Here is a 20,435-nt window from a genome sequence, read left to right as displayed (position 1 = left end):
TGCGCTCCTCGGCGACGCCTGCGGTGCTTGGCGGTCCGGGGTTCGCGTAGCGACCGGCCCCTTTCGTTCCACCCTACCGCGGGCCTCGTCCTCCCCAGCCGATTCGCTCGCTGTCGCTCGCTCATCCCTCGCACAGTGTCGTCGCGCCACAGAGGGCGCGACAGCGCGCGCCATTCGGGAACTGCATCGGACGCGAAACAGCGGACTGACTGATTCATGAGCACGGACACAAACGACGACACGACAACGAACGATTCCGACAGTTGCAACGTGCCCGACTCGGACGGCGAGGTGGCCGAGGAGATCGCCATCGTCGCCTTCGAGCGGAAGATCGAGACCGCCGAGGAGATCGTGGCGGGGATCGGCGACCGCTACGAGTCGATCGAGATCCTCGAATACCACGGCGACGTGTTCGAGGCCAACTGGGGCGAGTACGACTGCTTCGTCGGCCTGATGGCCAGCGGCATCGCGATGCGCAAGACCGCCCACCTGCTCGACGACAAGTGGGACGACCCCGCGATCGTCGTCGTCGACGAGGATCTGACGTGGGCGATCCCGATCACCGGCGGCCACCACGGCGCCAACCAGGTGGCCGGCGACCTCGCCGAACTCGGCGCGGTGCCGGCGACGACGACCGCCAGTGAGGCGGCGGGCAAGCAGGGCGTCGAGAGCAAGGCGAAGGCACTCGACACCCACGTCGTCAACGGCGACTCGACGGTGGCGACGAATCTCGCCGTTCTCAACGAGGAGCTCGGTCCCGTCGCGCGCCTCGACGGCCCCCGAGCAGTGCTCGTCGGCGACGACGTGACCGTCCTCAAGCGCAACAAAGAGGAGGGCGTCGTGCTCGGGACGGGCACCGTCTCGGGCGTCGACGCGGAGCAGGTCCTCGACGCCTGGGAAGCCGCCCTCCAAGCCCTCGGCCTGACGTTCGCAGATGTCGACTTCGCGGCCAGCGGCACCCGGAAGGACGGTGAGGAAGGGCTGTACGAAGCGGCGCAGGACGCCGATATCGGCCTCGTGTTCTTCGAGAAGGAAACCTTAGAGGAGTACGAAGGGCCCTCGTCCTCGCGCTCGAAGGAGCTGATCGGCTGGCCCGGCATCGCCGAGGCGAGCGCGATCGCCGGCGGGCGCGAGCACGACCTCGAACGCGAGAAGGAGCGGTTCGACGACGCGGTGACCGTCGCGGTGGGGCGATAAGCGTGCCCGGAACCGCGACCCCGACCGACGCCGACGACGCCGCGGCGTCCGGCACGCTCTACGTCGTCGGCATCGGCCCGGGACTGCCCCACGCGATGACCCAGCGCGCGAAAGACGTCGTCGAGACGGCCGACTGCGTCATCGCCTCGAACCTCTACCAGGAGTTCCTCCGTCGCGACGGAACGCTCCCGTCAGAAGATGCCGAAGTCGAGACAGCCACCGACGGCGGCACGGGCGCGACGGCGGACGCCGCAACTGAGGAAGGCACCGTCCTCGAACGCCCGGACGGCACGCGCCAGACGCTGGTCCGGTCCTCGATGGGCCGCCAGATCGAACTCGCGCGCGAGGCGTTCGAGCGCGTCCGCAACGGGCAGGACGTCGCCCACGTCTCCGGCGGCGATCCGAACGTGTACGGCAAGAGCGATCTGCTGTACCTGATGGCCGAGGAGGAGGGCGCCGAGGACGTGCCGATCGAGATCGTCCCCGGCGTCACCGCGGCGCTGGGCGGCGCGGCCAACCTCGGCGCGCCGCTGTCGAACGACTTCTGCACGATCTCGCTGTCGGACAAGTGGCGCGGCTGGGACGAAATCGAGGAGAAGCTGCGCGCGGCGGCGATCTCCGGGTTCGTCGTCGTGCTGTACAACTGCTGGCGCGACTACGAGCGCGCGATCGGCGTCCTGCGCGAGGAGCGAGCGGGCGACGTGCCGGTCGCGATCTTCAACGACGCCGGCCGGGGCGCCGCCGGGCGCAACCTGGAGGACGAGACGCACACGATCACGACGCTGGGTGACGCCGACGCGCACGACGAGAAGGTCGGCGGGATGGGCACGTCCATCCTCGTCGGCACGGCCGAGACCCACGTCTGGGAGAACGACCACGGAAAACACCTCGTCACCCCGCGCGGCGGGCGTGACGTCGACGACTTCTAACCTATGAGCACGGACGACACCACCGACGAGAGTACAGCAACCGAGAACGCGGAACGCGAGAGCGAGTGCGGCGCCGCGGACGCCGAGGCGACCGCTGGGACCGAACGCACGTGCGGCGCGGGCGAGGCGCGTAGCGCCTCGAAAGCGAGCGGCGAAGCCGCGAGCTCGGCGAGCGAGACGACGAGCGACGACTCCGAGTCGAAGTGCGGCGCGTCGGCCGGTTCGTCGTCGGCGTCGACCGGCAGCTCATCGTCAACCTGTGGCGCCTCGACGGACGAGACGACCGACGAGAAGGTCGGCTCGACGGTCGAGGACTTCGATGCCGATCCCGGCAGCCTCACCGCCGTCGGACTCGGCCCCGGCCAGCCCGAGGGGATGACCGCCCGCGCCCGCGAGGCGCTGCTCGACGCCGAACACGTCGTCGGCTACACGACCTACACCGAACTGCTGCCCGACGAGATCACCGCGGCGGCCGACGAGGTGTACGACACTCCGATGTGCGGCGAGGTCTCTCGAACGGAGGAAGCCATCGACCGCGCGCTGGCGGGCAACGACGTCGCGATCATCGGCAGCGGCGATCCGAACGTCTACGCGCTGGCGGGGCTCGCCCTGGAGATCGCCGAGTCGAAGGGCGCGACGGCGTCGATGCTCGACTTCGACGTCGTGCCGGGCGTTCCGGCCGCCCAGTCCTGCGCGGCGCGAATCGGCGCACCCCTCGTGAACGACACCGTCTCGATCTCGCTGTCGGACCACCTCACCGACATGCCGACGATCGAGTCGCGACTCCACGCCGCCGCCAAGGAGGGGTTCACCATCGCGGTCTACAACCCCTGGTCGCGCAAGCGCCGCGACAACTACGAGAAGTGCTGCGAGATCCTCTTAGAGCATCGTGCGCCGGACACCCCGGTGGGCGTCGTCCGCGGCGCCGGCCGCGAGGACGAGCGCGTCGAGATCGTCGAGCTCCGGGAACTCCCCGAACTGGGCGAAACCGATCTTGTCGACATGACGACGACGCTGCTCGTGGGCAACGAGGACACCTACGTCTGGGACGAGCGGATGGTGACGCCGCGGGGCTACGAGTCCAAGTATGACTACTGAGTACCGGATCAGTCTCGACCAAGACGCCTGCGAGGGGATCTTCGCCTGCCTCGTCCGCGACGAGCGGTTCGTCGAAGCAGACGACGGGCTGGCGTCGATCGAGGGCGCCGACGCGGTGGCCGAAGGGGGCGCCGCCGACCAGCCCCTCGTCGCCGCCTTCGACGACGAACGAATCGACGACGCGCGGCAGGCGGCCGCCGCCTGTCCGGTCGACGCCATCGAGGTGACCGAACTGTGAGCGACGCCGACCGCGAAACGGCGTCTGGCGGCGACGGCGAACCGACGCCGAATTCCTCGCCGGACCTGCTCGGCGCAAGCCCCGAGACCGCGTACTTTTGGGGCCGGGTCGCCGGCGACGGCGAGTTAGAGAGCGACTGCGTGACGGTAAGGGTCGGCGACGAGACCGCGGCCGACGCGCTGGCGACGATCGCCGGCGTCGACCGGCGGAATCGTAGCGTCGAAGCCCGCGAATCGGCCCACGACGCCTCGATCGTCCGGTTCGAGGAGGAGTACGAACTACAGGTGTTCGGCGCGCTCGCCGACCGGGCCGGCGCCGCGCTCGGGCTCCCGCTTGCCGGACAGCCCGGCGGCTACCGCTTCGACGCGCTGGCGGAGCACCGCGCCGCGCTGCTCCGCGGGCTGCTGGAAGCCTGCGGCACGATCTGCTTCCGCGAATCCTCGAACTCGGTCGGGATATCGTTCGTCCACGACGACGAGCGACTGCTGGAGACGATCCGAACCCTCCTGGCGGACGCCGAGCCCGACGTTCGAGGCGACGACCTCTCGGAGACCTCCTCCGGCGGGTACTGGTTCGGGCTGGCGGACGACGCCGACGCGGCCGGGTTCGCACGGTGGCTCTACGCCGGGACGGACGAAACCGGACTGTACTCGGCCGAACGACGACAGAAGCTCCGGCGAAGCGTCGAGCGAGCGACCGGCGGCGACGTGGGTGAGCTGTCGTGACGGCCGACGCCGCGAGCGCGCCGGCCGCGCTCGACGACGAGGCCGTGCTGCTGGTCGGGCACGGCTCCCGGCGCGAGAAGTCCAACGAGCAGGTCCGCGACCTGGCGGCCGATCTGGAGGGTCGGCTCGGCGTCCCGGTCGACGCCGGGTTTCTCGAACTTGCCGAGCCCTCGATCGCCGACGCCGTCGCCGCGCTCGCGCCGACGGTCGGTCGGATCACGGTCGTCCAGTTGTCGCTGTTCGCCGCGAGCCACGTCAAGAACGACGTCCCGCTCGTGATCCAGCGAGCCCGAGCGGCACACGACGATCTCACGATCCACAGCGGCGCCCATCTCGGCGTCCACCCGGCGATCGTCGATCTGCTCGACGACCGCGCCGCGGCGGTCGAGGCGTCGCTGGGCGTCGACCGCGCGGTCGACGACGTGGCGGTCGTGCTCTGTGCCCGCGGGTCCAGCGATCCCGACGCCAACGGCGACGCGCACAAACTCGCCAGACTGCTGTACGAGGGCCGCGCGTTCTCGCGCGTCGAAACTGCCTTCGTCGGCGTCACCGAGCCCCGTCTGTCGGACGCGCTCCACAGCGTCGCGAAGCGCCGCCCCGACGCCGTCGTCGTGCTACCCTACATGCTCGGCGACGGCGTCCTCACGCAGCGCGTCCAGGATCGAACTGCGGAGTTCGACGCCGAGTACCCCTACGTCGACGCGCTGGCGGGCGACCCGCTCGGGACCGACCCGCGTCTGCTCGACGTGCTGGGCGACCGCTGGCAGGCGGCCCGCACCGACAGCGTCGAGATGTCCTGCGACACCTGCAAGTACAAGGTCGAACTCGACGGGTACGAGGAGGACGTCGGCGGCGCCCGGGCGATGCTGCGCGCGCTCAACCATCAGGCCGCCCACGAGAACCGCGAGGACGTCGACGACGAGCCCCACGCCCACGGCGCACCCGATAAGCGCGTCTCGGTCTGCACGAACCAGACCTGCGCGGCCGACGGCGCGCCCGCTGTTCTCGAACGCCTGCGCCAAGAAGCCCGCGACTCCGACCAGTGCGACGTGCGCATCACGCGCTCGTCGTGTCTCGGCCGCTGCGGCGAGGGGCCGATGGTGACCGTCTCGCCCGACGGCGTCTGGTACGGCGGCGTCGACGCCGACGACGCCGAGCGCATCGTCGCCGACCACCTCGATCGGGACCGGATCGTCTCGGAGCTGGTCGATCAGACGCTATGACGGGAACGCTTTTGCCCCGCGGAGAACGACTCGGAAAAAATGGATCTGGAGTCGGAACCGAAGCGATCGCTCGTCGTCCTCCTCTACGGGTTCGTATTGTTCAGTACGAGTACGACGGTCGCGCCCGATCCGACCGGCGTGTTGTCGCTGCTGAACTTGGGGCCCGGACTGGCGGTGCTTGTGCACGCCTCCTGGCGGAACCGCCTGTGGGAGCTGGGGTACGCCATCTGCGGTTACGTCGCGACCGGGATCGGTCTGATCGGCGCGGCGATCGGTCTCGGCTACGCCGGCATCGACCTCGGCATTCCGACGGAGCTTGCGATGGCGGTGTTCCTCACCGCCGCGCTGATCGTGCTGTACGCGGCATCTCTCCGCTATTTCGATGCTGCTCAGCCCGCTGCAGCGTGAGGGACGACTCGCGACGACGAACACGCTCGAACCACTATTCGATACCATGACCTGTCACGAACTCGAAGCGCTACGACTCGGACTGATGAACGTCCTCGGTACCGAGGACCGAAGCGCCCGCGACCACGCGGAGCAAGAACTGGAGGGGGAGCTCTCGGGCCCGATCGAGGGACTGGCGAACGCCGAGACGCTCTCTGAGATCGAGCGACACCTCGACGCCGCGCTCGTCGACCTCGAAGAGAAGGTCGCGGGCGCCGACGAAGAATCGGCGGAGTACGACTACCTGCGCGGCCGCCTCGTCGCGGTGCGGGACGCCGAGCGCGCGGTCGGTCGGCTGACCGATCAGGGCGAAGACGTCCTCTCGGGGCTGGGCGACGCCCACGACGTTCTCCACGAGACGTTCCCGGCGGACGAGTAGCGGCCCCGAGGCGGAACGCGGCGAGAAATCGATCGACCGGCGAGAGCGGCGGCGTCCTCTCAGGCCGCGTCGACCAGTTCTTCTGCGAGCAGTTCCGGAACGTCCTCCGGCCGCACGTCCGCGTACCACTCGTCGCGGGGCTGGAACCCCACGGCGGCGCCGTCTTCGCTACAGAGTCCGAGACAGGACGTCTCGACGACGGCCGCTTCGGTCCAGAAGAGGTCCCGCTCGCGGAGCCAGTCGGTCGCCGCGTCGACGATGGCATCACCCCCGGCCTCGGCGCAGGCGGCGTGCTCGCCGTCCCGCGCGTTCGTGCAGACCAGAACCCACGTCAGACCCCGGTCGCGCTGGGCGTCGGTGCAGCGCCGCACCGCTCAGCTCCCCGCCGTGGTTCGACTGTCCTCGAATGCGTCGAGCGTCGCGTCGGGATCGGCACGACGCCGAAGATGGGCGAACGCCCCCGCCAGAAGCGCCCAGAGGCCGATCTGTCCGACGACGACCAGCCAGCGGAACGCTGTCGCGAGCGCCGCGGGCGGACCGCCCGCGGTGCCACTGGGAACCGCGAGCGACGCCAGCGCGCACAGCGCGAGCGGCGCCGCGGCGGCGGTTGCAGCGACGACCCTGCTCCGATCCGCTCGGACGCGCCGGTACGCGAGCACGGAGAGCGTGCACGCCGCGGCGCCGACCAGCATCGCGCCGGCGTAGATGGCCAGCCGCGTTCCGGTGTCGAGCGCGTGTTCCGCGCCCGGCGCGACCGGCGGCAGCGCAAGCCACGGGACGCCCGACACGGTCAGGAAGCCGGCCGCGGCGAGGAGGTACGGCTTCGCGGCGTCCGCGCCGGGGAGCGCCGGCTCCAGCAGGTAGAAGGCGACGCCGAATCCGGCGCCCAGCAGCAGGCCCCAGAGGACGCCGCCGCCGACGCTCGCGGCCGCCGTCGTCGCGGCCGAGACGGCCGGTTCGCCAGCGTGAGCGTGGCCGTGGTCGTGTCCCGCGCGCTCGACGTGGCTCACGAGGGGATTCACGACGAGCGCGAGGAGCGCGCCGTAGGTGCCCCCGGCGATCGCTCCGGCGCCGACGCCGCGGCGCAGCGAGTCCAGCAGCATCAGTGGCAGGTGATACCGGCGGCGTGCCGGAAGTTGTGCAGCGAGTCGTGCGCAAGCGGTTCCTGCAGGAACAGGAGCGCGAATCCGAGCGCGAGCGCCAGTCCCAGCGCCAGCGCGGCGCTCGTCGGCGTCACGTCGGTTCTCGCACGAGCGATTCGAGAGCGAACGGTGTCGGTCTGCGACATTGAAACTCTATTTGCTAATAATCAAACTAAGTTGTAAAACTTGCGTCGTCGGCCGACACGAGGTCAATGGTGGTTGTGCGCCCGCGCGACGACGTCCTCGACGCGCTCGGGCGTCAGCTCGTCCAGCGGGACGCGGTCGCCCCCGCAGATCCGGGCGACGTCGGCGGTCAGCGCCGAGCGGTCCGAGAGGTCGCCGGCGTCGACGACGACCGCGCGATCGCCGCGCTCGGCGAGACGGCGAGCAGCCTCGCGCGTCGCCGCGGTCGGGCTCTCCCCGACCGCGTTTGCGCGGCCATCGGTGACCAGGACGACGACGCCGACCGCGGGGTCGGCCCGCTCCAGCACGTCGACCGCGGCGTCGAGGCCGGCCGGCAGCGGCGTCCGGTCGGCGGTCGGCAGCTCCTTGAGGTGGCGGGCGGCCGCGCTCACTCTGTCGGTCGGCGGCAGCAACACGTCGGCGTCCTCGCCCGCGAACGCCACTACGGCGACCTCGTCGCGCTGCTCGTAGGCGTCCCGCAGGAGTTCCATCACGACGCCCTTGGCCGCTCGCATCGGCCCGCGCATCGACGCGCTGGCGTCCAGCGCGAACACCACCAGCGCCGACTCGCTCGCGCTGCGCACGGAGCGTCGGAGGTCGCGCGACTCGACCGCGTCGGCGCCGCGGGCCGCCGCCGCGCGCACGGACGCCGCGGCGTCGACGGCGTCCTCGGCCGAGGCGCGTTCGGTCCTGATCCGGGCGCCCTCGCCGCTCGCCGTCACGGCGCCGCGGCGCGGTCCGGCGCCACCGGCGCTCTGGTTCAATCGGTCGTCATCGGGCTCGGCTTCGGCGTCGACCGACGGCGCTCTCGCGTCGCCGATCCCGGCGCGTTCCTGACCGGGGAGCAGCGGCGTCGCGGTCTCGTCGGCGTCGTCCGGGTCGTTGTCGCCCGATCGGTCGCCGGACTTCTCGCTCGACTCGGCTCCGGCGTCGCCGCCGGCGCTCGACCCGCTTTCGTCGCTGTCCGATGAAGCGCCCACCTCGCTGCCGCCGCGGCCGCGGTCGTCGGAACCGGCCGGGCCGGGCTCGTCATCACCGTTCGCGCCGTCGTCCGAACGCTCGGGTTCGGCGTCGGCCGAATCGGCGCCCTCGTCCGGCGATTCTTCCGCATCCCCGGACTCGGCCGTCTCGTCGTCCGCGCCGTCTTCTCGGTCTGACTCGTCGCTTCCATCCTCGCCGGACCCGGCATCCGCTTCTCTCCCGTCCCCGTCTTCGGCGTCCTCGAAGTGGTCGTCGAGCACGTCCTCGGGATCCGGCGCGTCCTCGAACGGCCGGGACCGGAGTCGGTGCGGCAGAGAGAGTTCGGCGGCCCGGCGCACGTCGGATTCGAGGACGCGCGGGCGGTCGTCGAGCGCCGCCAGCGCCCGGGCCGCTCGCGCGGTCGCCACGTCGGCGCGGTGTCCCTCGACGCCGGCGTCCCGGCAGAGCTCGGCGATCCGGCGCTTGAACTCCGCGGGCAGGGCGACCTCGGGGAGCTGCTCGCGCGCGGCGAGCAGGCGGTCGCGGTGGCGACTCGTGGTCTCGTTCTCGTCTTCGTCGGCATCCTCGCCCAGCGCGCGGTCGATGATCGCCACCCGCTCGTCGAGGTCCTCGCTGCCGGTGACCGTCGCCTGCAGCGCGAACCGGTCGCGCAGCTGCGGCCGCAGATCGCCCTCCTCGGGGTTCATCGTGCCGATCAGGGTGAACTCGGCGGGGTGAGTGAGAGAAACGCCGTCGCGCTCGACGCGATTGACGCCGCTCGCGGCGGCGTCGAGCAGCACGTCGACGAGGTGGTCGTCGAGCAGGTTCACCTCGTCGACGTAGAGAATCCCGCGGTGAGCCCGCGCGAGCAGGCCGGGGTCGAACTCGGGATCGCCCTCCAACGCGTCGGCGACCGAGAGCGTCCCGACGACGCGCTCGCGCGTCGCCCCCAGCGGGAGCGTCACCAGCGGTACGGGGCGAGTTTCGACGGGCGGATCGTCGCGCTCGCGACAGTCGGCACACTGCGCGCCGGGCGCCGCCGGGTCGTCGTCGGGCGGACAGCCGAACGGGCAGTCCGCGACGGCGCGCTGGTCGGGCAGCAGATCGACCAGCCCCCGGACCGCTGTGGACTTGGCGGCCCCCTTCTCGCCCTGCACCAGCAGCCCGTCGAGTCCGTCGGCCGCGGCGACCGCCAGCAGCGCCTCCTTGAGCTCGTCCTGACCGACAATCTCGTCGAACCGGAGCCGGTCAGAGCTGCCCGGCGACAGCTTTTTGCCGCGCGATAAACCAACCATAGTTGTACTAACCACAACGGAGGTTTAACAACGTTATGCCACAGGTAGCCGTCTACACCGCGACCGAGAACGAACTGGGGGCCATCCAGCGCGCCGCGGGCGAGGTCGACGCCGACCTCGCGGTGCGCTCGGAGGGAGATCTGGACGAGCTGGAAGACGTCGACGCGTTCGTCGACGAGATCGTCGGGACCGAAGCAGAAAGCGCCGACGCCGCCGTGTTCTGGCTCCACGGCGCCGAAGACAGCATGCCGGGGTACGACCACGCCGTCGAGCGCGTGCGCAAGGCCGGCGTCCCGCTGGTCGTCAAGGCGACCGGCGACGCGTTCGCCGTCGAGGACACCAGCGTCGACGCCGACGCTCGGGCGACCGCCTGCGAGTATCTGGAGCGGGGGGGCGCGGCGAACGTGGCGAACCTCGTTCGGTACCTCGTCGACGCGTTCGGCGACGAAGACCGGGCGTACGACGACCCCGTCGCGCTGCCGACCGAAGGCGTCTACCACCCGGACCATCCGGGCGCCGGCTACGAGGAACTGCGGACGACGCTCGACGACGACAGCCCGACCGTCGGCGTCTGGTTCTACGAGTCTCACTGGACCCACGAGAACGTCCGGTACGTCGACGCGCTGGTGCGGGCGATCGAGGCGCAGGGCGCAGACGCCTTGCCGATCTTCTGCAATCCGGCAACCGATACGGAGGAACAGCAAGACGCCGAGTGGGTCACCGACGAGTGGCTGGTCGACGGCGAAGGCGAGCAGGCTGAACCGATCGTCGACGCCGTGCTCTCCTCGTTCATGTTCTCGCTGTCGATGGACGAGCGCGGCCGCTCGGCCGGCGACGAGGGGGACTCGGCCGAGGACGTGTTCCTCGACCGCCTTGGCGTGCCCGTGCTCCAGACGATCACGACGATGCGCTCCCGGTCGCGCTACGAGGCCTCGGACACGGGCGTGATGGGGTTCGAGCTCGCCCTCTCGGTCGCGCTGCCGGAGTTCGACGGCAACGTGATCACCCACCCGATCTCGGGCAAGGAGCGCACGGACGACGACAGCGGCATCGGCACCGTCCCGAAACAGCACTTCCCGATCGACGACCGGGTCGATCACGCCGTCCGGCTCGCAGTGAACTGGGCCGAACTGCGTCACACGCCCAACGAGGACAAGCGGGTCGCCGTCGTCCTGCACAACTACCCGCCGAGCGACGACGGCATCGGGACGGCGTTCGGGCTCGACAGTCCGGAAAGCACCGTCAATCTGCTGGAGGAACTCGGGAATCGAGGGTACGACCTGGACGGAAGGACGCCCAAGAGCGGCCAACAGCTCGTCGATACGCTTACCTCGCAGCTCACGCTGGACGACCGGTGGGTCGCGCCGGAGGACGTCCGCGAGCGGTCGGTCGACGTCGTCTCGCCCGACCAGTACGCGGACTGGTTCCAGGACACCGATGAGCGGAGCTCATCGAGCCCTGCCTCGGCTTCGCCTTGGCAGGACGCCGACGAACGGTTCCGCGAAAACGTGATCGAAGAGTGGGGCGACCCACCAGAACGGCCGTTCGCCATCCCGGGCGTCGAGTTCGGCAACGTGCTCGTGACGGTCCAGCCCCCGCGCGGGTTCGGGATGGACCCCTCCAAGGTGTACCACGACTCGAATCTCCAGCCGCCACACGACTACGTCGCCTTCTACGCGTGGCTCCGCGACGAGTTCGACGCCGACGGCGTGGTCCACCTCGGTACGCACGGCTCGCTCGAGTGGTTGCCGGGCAAGACGGTCGGCCTGAACGGCGAGAGCGCGCCCGACCAGCTGATCGGCGACCTGCCGAACATCTACCCCTACATCGTCAACAACCCCGGCGAGGGGACCCAAGCCAAGCGCCGATCGTACGCCGCGGTCGTCGACTACCTGACGCCGGTGATGGCCAACGCCGGGACGTACGACGAGATCGCCGAACTCGAAGAGCTCGCGAGCCAGTACCGCGAGGCCGGGATGGAGGACGCCCGATCGGACGACGGCGAGCACCTCGAAGAGCTCATTCGAGCGAAGGCCGACGACCTGGACCTCGCCGTCGAACTCGGGATCGAGGGCGAGATTTCGGAGAAAGCCGACGTGAGAGGCCCCGACGAAGGCGGCTCGACGCTCGCAGAGGGCGATGTAGCGGGTGACGCCATCGGCGATGATCTCTCGATCGAGGACCTCGTCGAGCGGATCCACGAGTACGTCACTGACGTGAAGACGACCCAGATCAGGCTGGGCCTGCACACGATGAGCGAACCGCCCGAGAGCGACAGGCTCGTCGAGTACCTCGTCGCGCTGACGCGCCTCGAAAATCCGGGCGCACCGAGCCTGCGCGAGAGCGTCGCGGGCGCGCTGGGCGTCGACTACGAGCGGATGCTCGACGCGCCGGGCGAGTACGACGAGGCCCTCGGGATGACCTACGCCGAGGCCGCCGACGAGGTCCACGAGACGAGCAAGAACCTCGTCGAGACGCTCGCCGAGCACGACTTCGACCTTCCGGCGTCGGAAGCCGAGGCCGGCCCCGACGACGAGGTCAATATGAACCTGCTCGTCGTCGATATCGACACGATCGGGGACGGTCGCGCGATGTCGGGCGCCCACGACGATCTGCGCGAGGCGCTGGCGTTCATCTGTGAGGAGGCCGCGCCGCGCGTGCGGGGCGCCGAAGACGAGATTCCCAGAACGGCGGACGCGCTGGCCGGCGAGTACGTCCCGCCGGGCGGGTCGGGCGCGCCGACTCGGGGCGGCGTCGACCTGCTGCCCACGGGACGAAACTTCTACACGCTCGATCCCCGGAAGGTGCCCGCCAAGAACGCCTGGACGGTTGGGAAAGAGGTCGCCGAGGGCGTCGCGGAGCGCCACCGGGACGCCGAGGGCGAGTATCCCGAGGAGATCGGCGTCGTCGCGTGGGGGACCCCAACGGTCCGCACCCGCGGCGAGACGATCGCCCAGGTGCTCGCGCTGCTGGGCGTCGAACCGCAGTGGACCGACGCCGGCCGCGTCGACGGCGTCGAGCCGATCCCGCTCGACGAACTCGGCAGACCGCGGATCGACGTCACGACGCGGGTCTCCGGGCTGTTTCGGGACGCCTTCCCCGCGGCGGCGGGCGTGATTCACGACGCCGTCGACGCCGTCGCGGAGCTCGACGAACCTCACGAGATGAACTACGTCAAGAAGCACGTCGAGGAGGACGCCGAGCAGCTGCTCGCGGAAGCCGATGGTGAGGCGGGCGACGCCGACGACGCCGAGGCGCTCGACGCCGAAGCCGCACGGAGCGCGGCCAAGCAGCGCGTGTTCACCACGCGCCCCGGCGGCTACGGCGCCGGGACGAACAAAGCGGTGGACGAAGGCAACTGGGACGACCGATCGGACCTCGCCGAGGTGTACGTCCAGTGGGGCGGCTACGCGATGGGCTCGCGCGGGACGGTCTCGGAGGCCCACGACGCTTTCGAGCGCCGCCTCGGCAACGTCGACGCCACCGTGAAGATCGAGGACACGATGGAGCAAGACGAGTTCGACTCATCGGACTGGTACGCGTTCCACGGCGGCTTTATCACCGCAGTCTCGGAGGTCTCGGGCGAGGAGCCGGCGTCGTACGTCGGCGACTCCTCGGACCCCGACAACGTCGACGTGTACACCAACGAGGAGAAAGTTCGCAAGGCGATGCGCGCTCGCGTGCTGAATCCCGAGTGGCTCGATTCGATGGAGGAACACGGCTACAAGGGCGCGGGCGACCTCTCCCAGACTGTCGACGTCGCGCTCGGCTGGGACGCCACGACGGGCGTCGTCTCGGACCGGCTGTGGGCGGATGTCGCCGAGAAGTTCGCGTTCGACGACGAGCGTCAAGACTGGATGCGCGAGGTCAACCCCTGGGCGCTGGACTCGATCACCGACACGCTGCTGGAGGCGATCGACCGCGGCCTCTGGGACGCCGACGCCGAAACCAGGGATCGGCTGCGCGATCTGAATCTCGACGTCGACGGGGATCTGGAGAGCCGAGCAACGCGAGGCTCTCCGAACGGGCGAGCGGGGAGCGAAGCGACCGCGGAAGACGACGAGGAGGTGACGAGCGATGACGACTGACGCCGAAGCCGACCCTAACGACGACCGCCGGGAGTACGCCGATCTCGGCGCCACGACCCAGAACGCGATGGAGATCGCCGAGACGAGCATGGAGATCGTGCGCCAGTTCGTCCCGGACGAGACGCTGGCCGATCGAGTCCGCCAGAAGTCGGTCCACTCGATGGGTGACATCGAGTTCCAGCACCTGCTGCGGTTCACGGGGGAAAACGAGGACGAGCCGGTCCAGGCGGGCGCCCGCGCCGTGCTCGCCGAGGCGACGATCGTCACCGACATCACGATGGCGAAGGCGGGCGTCACGTCGCGCGGCCACTCCTGCGAGAAGCGCAAGGCGATCGGATCGGGCGCCGAACTGGCGAAAGAGACCGGGATGACCCGCACCGCGGCGTCGATGCTCGAACTCGACAGGGAGGGCGCGTTCGAGAACGCGATCGTCACGGTCGGCAACGCGCCGACCGCGGCGCTGGCGCTGGCCGACTGCATCGAGCAGGGCACCCGGCCCGCCGTCGTCGTCGCGACGCCGGTCGGCTTCGTGAAGGCCGAGGAGAGTCGGAAGCGAATTCGGGAAGTCTGTACCGAGCGCGGCGTCCCCGCGATCACGAACGTCGGGAAGCGCGGCGGCAGCGGCCTCGCGGCGGCGCTGACCAACGAGCTGATCCACGTCGCGAGCGACGCCCGGGAGGGTAAACTCTCGATCGAGGCCGGGGCAGACTGATGGGTGAGGGCTACGACCTCGATTCGGGGCCCGATCCCGCCGAACGCGCCGCGGCGGCGCCCGAGCGAGACGCCGAAGGGCAGGCTGCCGATCCGGTGTACGCGGTCGGCATCGGTCCCGGGAACCCGGAGTATCTCACGCCGCGGGGCGAGCGCGCGATCCGCGAGGCCGACGTGGTCGTCGGCTTCGAGACGGTCGTCGAGTTCGTCGCCGACCGGACGGACGCCGATCTGCTGACGTGTGGCTACCGCGACGAGGCCGAAACCCTCGAACGATTCGCCGAGCGCGTCGCGGCCGGCGACGCCGGGACGGCCGTGCTGATGGGCGATCCGAACCACTCGGGCTACCAGTTCGTCGGCAAGGTCGAGCGCGCGATCGGCGCGGCTCGTCCCGTCCGCATGATCCCCGGCATCTCCTCGCTGCAGGTCGCCGCCAGTCGGGCGCGGACGCCGATGGAGCGGACCACGTTCGTCACGCTCCACCGGAGCGGCGACCTCTCGGAGGACCTCGCACGACTGCGCCGGGACGCCGGCGATCGCCACCTCTTGGTGCTCCCGCGACCGTACGACTGGATGCCCGGCGACCTTGCCGCGGACCTCCTCGACGCGGGCGCTTCGGCGTCGCTCGACGCGCTCGTGCTCGAACGGCTGACCCACGACGATGAGAAGATCACCTGGACGACGCTGGGCGAGCTAGCGACCCACGCCGGCGGTTCGGACGCCGAAGCGACGCCGTTCTCCGATCTCTCCGTGCTGGCGATTCGGGCGAACTGAGCGCGACCGGCCCCGGCGACCAAAACATATTTTGTGGCCGGCACCGAGCATTTTAGCAAAGGAACTTGGGTTAGTTAAACTCAACTTTACTAACCCGCCGGATACGACTCATGACATCCGAAACACTGCTGCTCGTCGGCCGCGATACGGGGTACAGCCGCGACGTCTTCGAGACGCACGCCGAACGACTCGCCGAGCGAACCGCGGTCGACGAGGTCGAGGTGGCGACCTACGAGAGCGAGCCGGTCCGCGAGTTGCGGGATCGACTGTGTGCGGTGTCCAGCGACCGGGTGTACGCCATCCCGCTCTGCGCCGCCCACGCTCACGAGACCATCGACGGCGTCCCGGCCGCGCTGTCGTACGTCCCCGGCGAGGTCCGCTACTGCGAACCGCTCGGTCGGAGTCCCGCGGTCACCGACGTTCTCTTGGAGCGCGGCGACGACCTGGTCGGCGCCGACGAGGACGCCACGCTCGTGCTGGTGGGCTTTGGCAGCAGCTCGAAGCCGTACCACCGCCAGACCGCCGAGTACCACGCCAGCCGCCTCCGCGAGCGGTCGGCGTACGGCGAGGTGCTGACGTGCTATCTCCTCCAGAATCCCGCCGTCGAGTGCGTCCGGTACAACGTCTCGACCCCGCAAGCCGTCGCTGTGCCGCTGTTCGCGACCCGGTGCGAGGCGACCGAGCGCCGCGTCCCCGAAGAACTCGAACTCGACCGCGGCGGCATCGAGTACGCCGAACCGCTCGGGGAGCATCCCCGGATCACCGACGCGCTGCACGCCGAACTCGAAAAGCAGCGCGCGCTGGCGGCCGGCGAGGATTCGGCAGGGGGGTCCTTCGAGGCGGAGCTGCTGCAAACGCGGCGTCCGGTCGCGACCGACGGGGAGGGACCGACGTGAGCCGGGCGATGGAGGGGATCGTTCTCGGGGGGACGCGATCGGGTGTCGGCAAGACCGTCGCGACACTCGCGGTCCTGCGCGCGCTCGACGACACCGGACGCGCGGTCCAGCCCGCGAAGGCCGGGCCGGACTTCATCGACCCGAGCCACCACGAGCGCGTCGCCGGTCGTCCCTCGCGCACGCTCGACCGCTGGCTGCAGGGCGAGGAGGGCCTGCGGCGGAACTACCGCCGCGGCGAGGGCGACGTCTGCGTCGTCGAGGGCGTCATGGGGTTGTACGACGGCGACGCCTCCAGCACGGCGATGGTCGCCGAGGCGCTCGATCTCCCGATCGTTCTCGTCGTCGACGCCAAGGCCGGCATGGAGAGCGTCGCCGCGACGGCGCTGGGGTTCCGGGAGTTCGCCGCCCGCACCGGGCGCGATGTCGACGTTGTCGGCGTGATCGCCCAGCGCGCCCACGGCGGCCGTCACGAGGCGGGGATCCGCGACGCCCTGCCCGAAGAACTGACGTACTTCGGCCGGATCCCGCCGACCGACGAGCTGGAAATCTCCGATCGCCACCTCGGGCTCCACATGGGCGATGAATCGCCGATCGAGGACGACGCGCTGGACGCCGCCGCCAAGCATCTTCGGGTGAACCGGCTGCTCGACCTCGCGCGGACGCCGCCAGTGCCGGACGCCGCGTCCGCAGCAGTCTCTCCGTCGGCGTCCGGACGCGAACGAACCGAAAAACGAGTCGCGGTCGCCCGCGACGACGCCTTCTGCTTCTACTACCCGGCGACGATCGAGCGGCTCCGAGAGCGCGCCGAGGTCGTCACGTTCGCGCCGACCGACGGCGACGAACTCCCGGACTGCGACGGCGTCTACCTCCCCGGCGGGTATCCGGAACTACGCGCTCCGGCGCTGGCCGAGAGTTCCGCGCTCGACCAGCTCGCCGACCGCAGCGCGGATGGGCTCCCGATCCTCGGGGAGTGCGGCGGTCTGATCGCACTGTCCGAATCGCTGACGACGACCGACGGCGAACGCCACGAGATGGTCGGCGCGCTCCCGGCGGACGTCACGATGCACGATCGATACCGGGCGCTGGATCACGTCGAACTGGAAGCGAAGACCGACGCGCTCACCGCTTCGGGCGGATCGACGGTGCGAGGTCACGAGTTCCACTACTCCAGCGCCGAGGTCGGGTCGGACGCGCGGTTCGCCTTCGACGTCGTCCGCGGCGACGGCATCGACGACGGGCGGGACGGTCTCACCGAGCACCGGACACTGGGGACGTACTGCCACGTCCACCCCGAGAGCGGCGCGTTCGACGCGTTCGTCGAGTCGCTCTGAGCCGGCGTCGCCGCGACGAGCGCTGCTTTTCGAACTGCAACACACCGAATCGGCAGCCTCGCGGCCACTCGACGCAGTTTCGATCGATACAGGCCTGACGCCGCAGTACGGATTCAATATAGCGTGATACAATTTATCTCGAATGCGAGCCGGAGCTTCTCACCAGCGATAACGGACGCCTATGGCCGTCTCAGCCGCGAACGAAGACTCAGCGGCAGCGAACGACGCGAACTCACGGCGACGCCGATGGTCCGGCGAGCCGAGGCGATGGCCGCAGTCCAGCCGTTCGAACGACGAAGCCAGAAAGTCGAGACTGCCCCGATGTCGACGGCTCCCGAGCGAACCGGACTGTACGACCGCACGCGCGGGGCTTTTACCGCCGCGCGCGCTACGGTGACGATATGGTGCAGAACGTCGCCGGGGTGTTGCCCGAGCTCGAGCCCGAGGACTTCCACCTCCTGTCGGGGATCGAGCAGGGAATGCGCTTCTCGGAGTGGGTCGCCAAGGAGAAGATCCCGAAGTTCTCCCGGCTGACGGCCGAGGAGGTCGACTACCGGATCGACCGATGTCTGGACAGAGACTTGATCGAGCGCAAGACGATCCAGTACGAGGGCTACACGCTGAAGTTCGAGGGGTACGACGCGCTGGCGCTCCACAGCTTCGCCGAACGGGACACGATTTCGGGTTTCGGGGCGTCGCTGGGCGTCGGCAAGGAGAGCGACGTCTACGAGGTCCAGTCCTACGAGCCGATGGCGCTGAAGTACCACCGCGAGGGGTACACCAACTTCCGCGAGGTGATGAAAGAGCGGGACTACACCTCGGATCGCGAGCACGTGTCGTGGCTCTACACCGCGCGGAAGGCCGCCGAGCGCGAGTTCGAGGCTCTGGAGGCGCTGTACCCCCAGGTGTCGGTGCCCCGTCCGATCGATCAGAACCGCCACGCCATCGTGATGGAGAAGATCGACGGCGTCGAGCTCTCGCGGACGAAACTGGAGGACGACCAGGTTCGGCCGGTGCTGGGACTGCTCCTCAGAGAGATGCGCGACGCGTACGCCGAGGGACGGGTTCACGCCGACATGAGCGAGTACAACGTGTTCGTCTCCGAGGAGGGGATCACGATCTTCGACTGGCCCCAGGCGATCCCGACCGACCACGAGAACGCCGAGGAGTTCTTGGAGCGAGACGTCGAGAACGTGGTCGGCTACTTCCGTCGGAAGTACCCCCAGCTCGTCGGTGGCGCCGACGCCGAAGCGCTGGCCGCAGCGCTCGCCGACGGATCGTACGACTCCGTCGACGAGTTCGTCGAGAAGTAGCCCGACAGCACGATAGCCGCTGTTTTTCACGCGAATCTGTGGGCGCACAGCCTGCTGTCTTGGGGCATCGACAAACCACATACCGCTATAGCAAATGAGGCTGTAGCCGCGACGCAGAGCGGTGAGTCGAGTCGCCGCCGTGTGCGAAAAACCGGCCGAGAGCGACCAAAGCGGCGAAATACCGCAGTTCCATCCTGTGCCAACCTGTTGTCCCAAAAGCATATATCGGCTCCGCGGGAGCATGTCCGTATGTCCCTCCTCGACCGACCCGCGAGCGCTCCGGTCGCCGGCAGGCCGGGCGGCATCGACCACACCCCGCGACCGTCGGAGGTGCGTGATCCGTGAATTCGATCGAGCACGTCGAGCCGGACGACGTCTTCGAGTGCCTCGCCGACGGAAACCGCCGCGCGGTCGTCGCGGAACTGCGGGATCGAGGCGACTCGTCACTTCGCGACCTTGCGAGGTGTCTCACCGATGCCGGCGACCGAACAGAGCGGATCCAACAGGAGCTTCACCACCGACACCTGCCGAAGCTGGCGGACGCGGGGCTCGTCGAGTACGATCCGAAGGAACGCGCGATCGCGCCGACCGAGCGGACTGCGGCGGCCGACATCGTCGCACGGACGGTAGAACAGTGTGGCGTCCTCTGTCCCGACGCCGAAGCGGCGTCGAGCGAACGCGCTCGTCTCGAGTGACCGGACGCCGAGTCGCTGATCGTTACTCTTCGAGCGCGTCCTCGGCGGACTGACCCTCGTAGACGACCTTTTCGAGCGCGTCGAGGATCGCGGTGGGGTCGTCGCGCTGCCAGACGTTCCGGCCGACCGCGAGTCCGCTCGCGCCGGCGTCCATCGCCGTCTCCACGGTCGAAAGGAACTCGTAGTCGCTGGTCTTCGAGCCGCCGCTGAGGACGACGTTCGTGTTGCCCGCGGCGTCGACGGCCCACTCCATGGCGTCGCCGCTGCGGGGATATTTCACCTTCACCAGATCGGCGCCGAGTTCGAGGCCGATCCGCGTCGCGTACGCGATCGTCTCGGGCTTGCGGTGCTCCTTGATCGCCTGCCCGCGGGGGTACGACCACATCGCGACCGGGAGCCCCTCCTCGCGGGCCTCCTCCTGGACCTCCTGGAAGTCCTCGAACATCTGCGGCTCGGTGTTCGTCCCGGGGTAGACGGTGTAGCCGATGGCGTCGGCGCCCATCTCGGCGGCGTACTCGACCGACCACGTCTGGGGCGAGTACGGTTCGCCCATCCAGAGGCTGCTGGAGCCGTTACACTTGGCCAGCAGGTTCACCTGATCGTCGTAGGAGGGGTAGTACTGCTCGGCCAGTCCCTTCTGGACCGCGAACGCCGTCACCGCGTCGTGGGTCGCCATGTCGAACACCGTCGTCGGATCGAGGCGGTCCTCGACGCCCGAAAAGGCCGCGGGGCCGTGTTCCAGCCCGTGGTCGTGTGCGAGGATGATCGACTTGCCGTCCCGGACGATCGGGGAATCGCTGGGTACGCTCAT

Annotated in this window: 20 protein-coding genes; 15 read left to right on the top strand and 5 right to left on the bottom strand. The window is 69.6% G+C overall.

The annotated features are described in order from the left end of the window. Positions 1–216 precede the first annotated feature (216 nt). Genes cbiG through NO931_RS17590 form a run of 8 tightly spaced genes read left to right on the top strand, consistent with a single transcriptional unit; the run spans position 217 to position 6,236 of the window. Positions 217–1,197 carry a cobalt-precorrin 5A hydrolase gene (cbiG, locus tag NO931_RS17625; protein WP_256393673.1) on the top strand — a complete coding sequence of 327 codons (981 nt, stop codon included), beginning with the start codon at positions 217–219 and terminating at the stop codon, positions 1,195–1,197. 2 nt (positions 1,198–1,199) lie between these two features. Then, positions 1,200–2,126 carry a precorrin-3B C(17)-methyltransferase gene (locus NO931_RS17620; protein ID WP_256393672.1) on the top strand — a complete coding sequence of 309 codons (927 nt, stop codon included), beginning with the start codon at positions 1,200–1,202 and terminating at the stop codon, positions 2,124–2,126. 3 nt (positions 2,127–2,129) lie between these two features. Next, complete coding sequence (gene cobJ / locus NO931_RS17615) at positions 2,130–3,224, top strand: precorrin-3B C(17)-methyltransferase (RefSeq protein WP_256393671.1); 1,095 nt, start codon at positions 2,130–2,132, stop codon at positions 3,222–3,224. After that, entirely contained in the window at positions 3,214–3,462 is a 249-nt protein-coding gene (locus NO931_RS17610; protein ID WP_256393670.1) for a ferredoxin, read from the top strand. The genes cobJ and NO931_RS17610 overlap by 11 nt, the downstream gene beginning before the upstream one ends. Beyond that, entirely contained in the window at positions 3,459–4,187 is a 729-nt protein-coding gene (locus NO931_RS17605) for a cobalamin biosynthesis protein (protein WP_375142082.1), read from the top strand. Before NO931_RS17610 ends, NO931_RS17605 begins: the two co-directional genes overlap by 4 nt. Then, a complete protein-coding gene (locus tag NO931_RS17600; RefSeq protein WP_256393669.1) occupies positions 4,184–5,410 on the top strand; it encodes a CbiX/SirB N-terminal domain-containing protein in 1,227 nt (408 codons plus the stop codon). Before NO931_RS17605 ends, NO931_RS17600 begins: the two co-directional genes overlap by 4 nt. Positions 5,411–5,449: 39 nt before the next feature. Beyond that, positions 5,450–5,818, top strand: coding sequence for a hypothetical protein (locus NO931_RS17595; RefSeq protein ID WP_256393668.1), 369 nt, complete (start codon positions 5,450–5,452; stop codon positions 5,816–5,818). A gap of 46 nt (positions 5,819–5,864) precedes the next feature. Then, a complete protein-coding gene (locus tag NO931_RS17590) occupies positions 5,865–6,236 on the top strand; it encodes a DUF3209 family protein (protein ID WP_256393667.1) in 372 nt (123 codons plus the stop codon). 59 nt (positions 6,237–6,295) lie between these two features. Here NO931_RS17590 and NO931_RS17585 read toward each other — a convergent pair whose 3' ends face one another. The 4 genes from NO931_RS17585 to NO931_RS17570 form a co-directional block, all read right to left on the bottom strand. Further along, complete coding sequence (locus tag NO931_RS17585; RefSeq protein WP_256393666.1) at positions 6,296–6,607, bottom strand: (2Fe-2S) ferredoxin domain-containing protein; 312 nt, start codon at positions 6,605–6,607, stop codon at positions 6,296–6,298. Between the two features lie 3 nt (positions 6,608–6,610). After that, positions 6,611–7,339 carry a CbtA family protein gene (locus tag NO931_RS17580; RefSeq protein WP_256393665.1) on the bottom strand — a complete coding sequence of 243 codons (729 nt, stop codon included), beginning with the start codon at positions 7,337–7,339 and terminating at the stop codon, positions 6,611–6,613. Further along, complete coding sequence (locus NO931_RS17575; protein ID WP_256393664.1) at positions 7,339–7,524, bottom strand: CbtB domain-containing protein; 186 nt, start codon at positions 7,522–7,524, stop codon at positions 7,339–7,341. The genes NO931_RS17580 and NO931_RS17575 overlap by 1 nt, the downstream gene beginning before the upstream one ends. Positions 7,525–7,587: 63 nt before the next feature. Further along, positions 7,588–9,816, bottom strand: coding sequence for an ATP-binding protein (locus NO931_RS17570; RefSeq protein ID WP_256393663.1), 2,229 nt, complete (start codon positions 9,814–9,816; stop codon positions 7,588–7,590). A 35-nt stretch (positions 9,817–9,851) separates the two neighbouring features. On the opposite strand from NO931_RS17570, the gene NO931_RS17565 reads away from it, so the two are divergent. From NO931_RS17565 to NO931_RS17535, 7 genes are all read left to right on the top strand, one after another. Continuing rightward, a complete protein-coding gene (locus NO931_RS17565; RefSeq protein ID WP_256393662.1) occupies positions 9,852–13,904 on the top strand; it encodes a cobaltochelatase subunit CobN in 4,053 nt (1,350 codons plus the stop codon). Beyond that, a complete protein-coding gene (locus tag NO931_RS17560) occupies positions 13,894–14,616 on the top strand; it encodes a precorrin-8X methylmutase (RefSeq protein WP_256393661.1) in 723 nt (240 codons plus the stop codon). Before NO931_RS17565 ends, NO931_RS17560 begins: the two co-directional genes overlap by 11 nt. Next, positions 14,616–15,389: a cobalt-precorrin-7 (C(5))-methyltransferase gene (locus NO931_RS17555; protein WP_256393660.1), complete on the top strand. Its 774-nt coding sequence runs from the start codon at positions 14,616–14,618 to the stop codon at positions 15,387–15,389. Before NO931_RS17560 ends, NO931_RS17555 begins: the two co-directional genes overlap by 1 nt. Positions 15,390–15,499: 110 nt before the next feature. Next, on the top strand, positions 15,500–16,285 hold the full coding sequence (locus tag NO931_RS17550) for a CbiX/SirB N-terminal domain-containing protein (RefSeq protein WP_256393659.1): 786 nt from the start codon (positions 15,500–15,502) through the stop codon (positions 16,283–16,285). An 8-nt stretch (positions 16,286–16,293) separates the two neighbouring features. Next, entirely contained in the window at positions 16,294–17,616 is a 1,323-nt protein-coding gene (locus NO931_RS17545; protein ID WP_256393763.1) for a cobyrinic acid a,c-diamide synthase, read from the top strand. Positions 17,617–18,017: 401 nt separating this feature from the next. Then, the gene (locus NO931_RS17540) at positions 18,018–18,929 is read left to right on the top strand and encodes a serine/threonine-protein kinase RIO2 (RefSeq protein WP_256393658.1); all 912 of its coding nucleotides are present in this window, start codon (positions 18,018–18,020) and stop codon (positions 18,927–18,929) included. Between the two features lie 341 nt (positions 18,930–19,270). Beyond that, positions 19,271–19,624, top strand: coding sequence for a winged helix-turn-helix domain-containing protein (locus NO931_RS17535; RefSeq protein ID WP_256393657.1), 354 nt, complete (start codon positions 19,271–19,273; stop codon positions 19,622–19,624). A gap of 22 nt (positions 19,625–19,646) precedes the next feature. On the opposite strand, the gene NO931_RS17530 is transcribed toward NO931_RS17535, so the two are convergent. Next, positions 19,647–20,435: a class I fructose-bisphosphate aldolase gene (locus NO931_RS17530; RefSeq protein WP_256393656.1), complete on the bottom strand. Its 789-nt coding sequence runs from the start codon at positions 20,433–20,435 to the stop codon at positions 19,647–19,649.

It is taken from the genome of Natronoarchaeum rubrum, from assembly GCF_024494695.1.
This window is presented reverse-complemented; position numbering and strand designations above follow the sequence as displayed.

What these genes read in the sequence shown, in the direction of transcription:
- NO931_RS17595 (WP_256393668.1), top strand. Translation starts at nt 5,450, where the DNA reads ATGGATCTGGAGTCGGAACCGAAGCGATCGCTCGTCGTCCTCCTCTAC.
- NO931_RS17570 (WP_256393663.1), bottom strand. Translation starts at nt 9,816, where the DNA reads ATGGTTGGTTTATCGCGCGGCAAAAAGCTGTCGCCGGGCAGCTCTGAC.
- NO931_RS17590 (WP_256393667.1), top strand. Translation starts at nt 5,865, where the DNA reads ATGACCTGTCACGAACTCGAAGCGCTACGACTCGGACTGATGAACGTC.
- cbiG (WP_256393673.1), top strand. Translation starts at nt 217, where the DNA reads ATGAGCACGGACACAAACGACGACACGACAACGAACGATTCCGACAGT.
- NO931_RS17610 (WP_256393670.1), top strand. Translation starts at nt 3,214, where the DNA reads ATGACTACTGAGTACCGGATCAGTCTCGACCAAGACGCCTGCGAGGGG.
- NO931_RS17575 (WP_256393664.1), bottom strand. Translation starts at nt 7,524, where the DNA reads ATGTCGCAGACCGACACCGTTCGCTCTCGAATCGCTCGTGCGAGAACC.
- NO931_RS17540 (WP_256393658.1), top strand. Translation starts at nt 18,018, where the DNA reads ATGGTGCAGAACGTCGCCGGGGTGTTGCCCGAGCTCGAGCCCGAGGAC.
- cobJ (WP_256393671.1), top strand. Translation starts at nt 2,130, where the DNA reads ATGAGCACGGACGACACCACCGACGAGAGTACAGCAACCGAGAACGCG.
- NO931_RS17545 (WP_256393763.1), top strand. Translation starts at nt 16,294, where the DNA reads ATGGAGGGGATCGTTCTCGGGGGGACGCGATCGGGTGTCGGCAAGACC.
- NO931_RS17550 (WP_256393659.1), top strand. Translation starts at nt 15,500, where the DNA reads ATGACATCCGAAACACTGCTGCTCGTCGGCCGCGATACGGGGTACAGC.
- NO931_RS17555 (WP_256393660.1), top strand. Translation starts at nt 14,616, where the DNA reads ATGGGTGAGGGCTACGACCTCGATTCGGGGCCCGATCCCGCCGAACGC.
- NO931_RS17530 (WP_256393656.1), bottom strand. Translation starts at nt 20,435, where the DNA reads ATGAGCGTACCCAGCGATTCCCCGATCGTCCGGGACGGCAAGTCGATC.
- NO931_RS17560 (WP_256393661.1), top strand. Translation starts at nt 13,894, where the DNA reads ATGACGACTGACGCCGAAGCCGACCCTAACGACGACCGCCGGGAGTAC.
- NO931_RS17565 (WP_256393662.1), top strand. Translation starts at nt 9,852, where the DNA reads ATGCCACAGGTAGCCGTCTACACCGCGACCGAGAACGAACTGGGGGCC.
- NO931_RS17580 (WP_256393665.1), bottom strand. Translation starts at nt 7,339, where the DNA reads ATGCTGCTGGACTCGCTGCGCCGCGGCGTCGGCGCCGGAGCGATCGCC.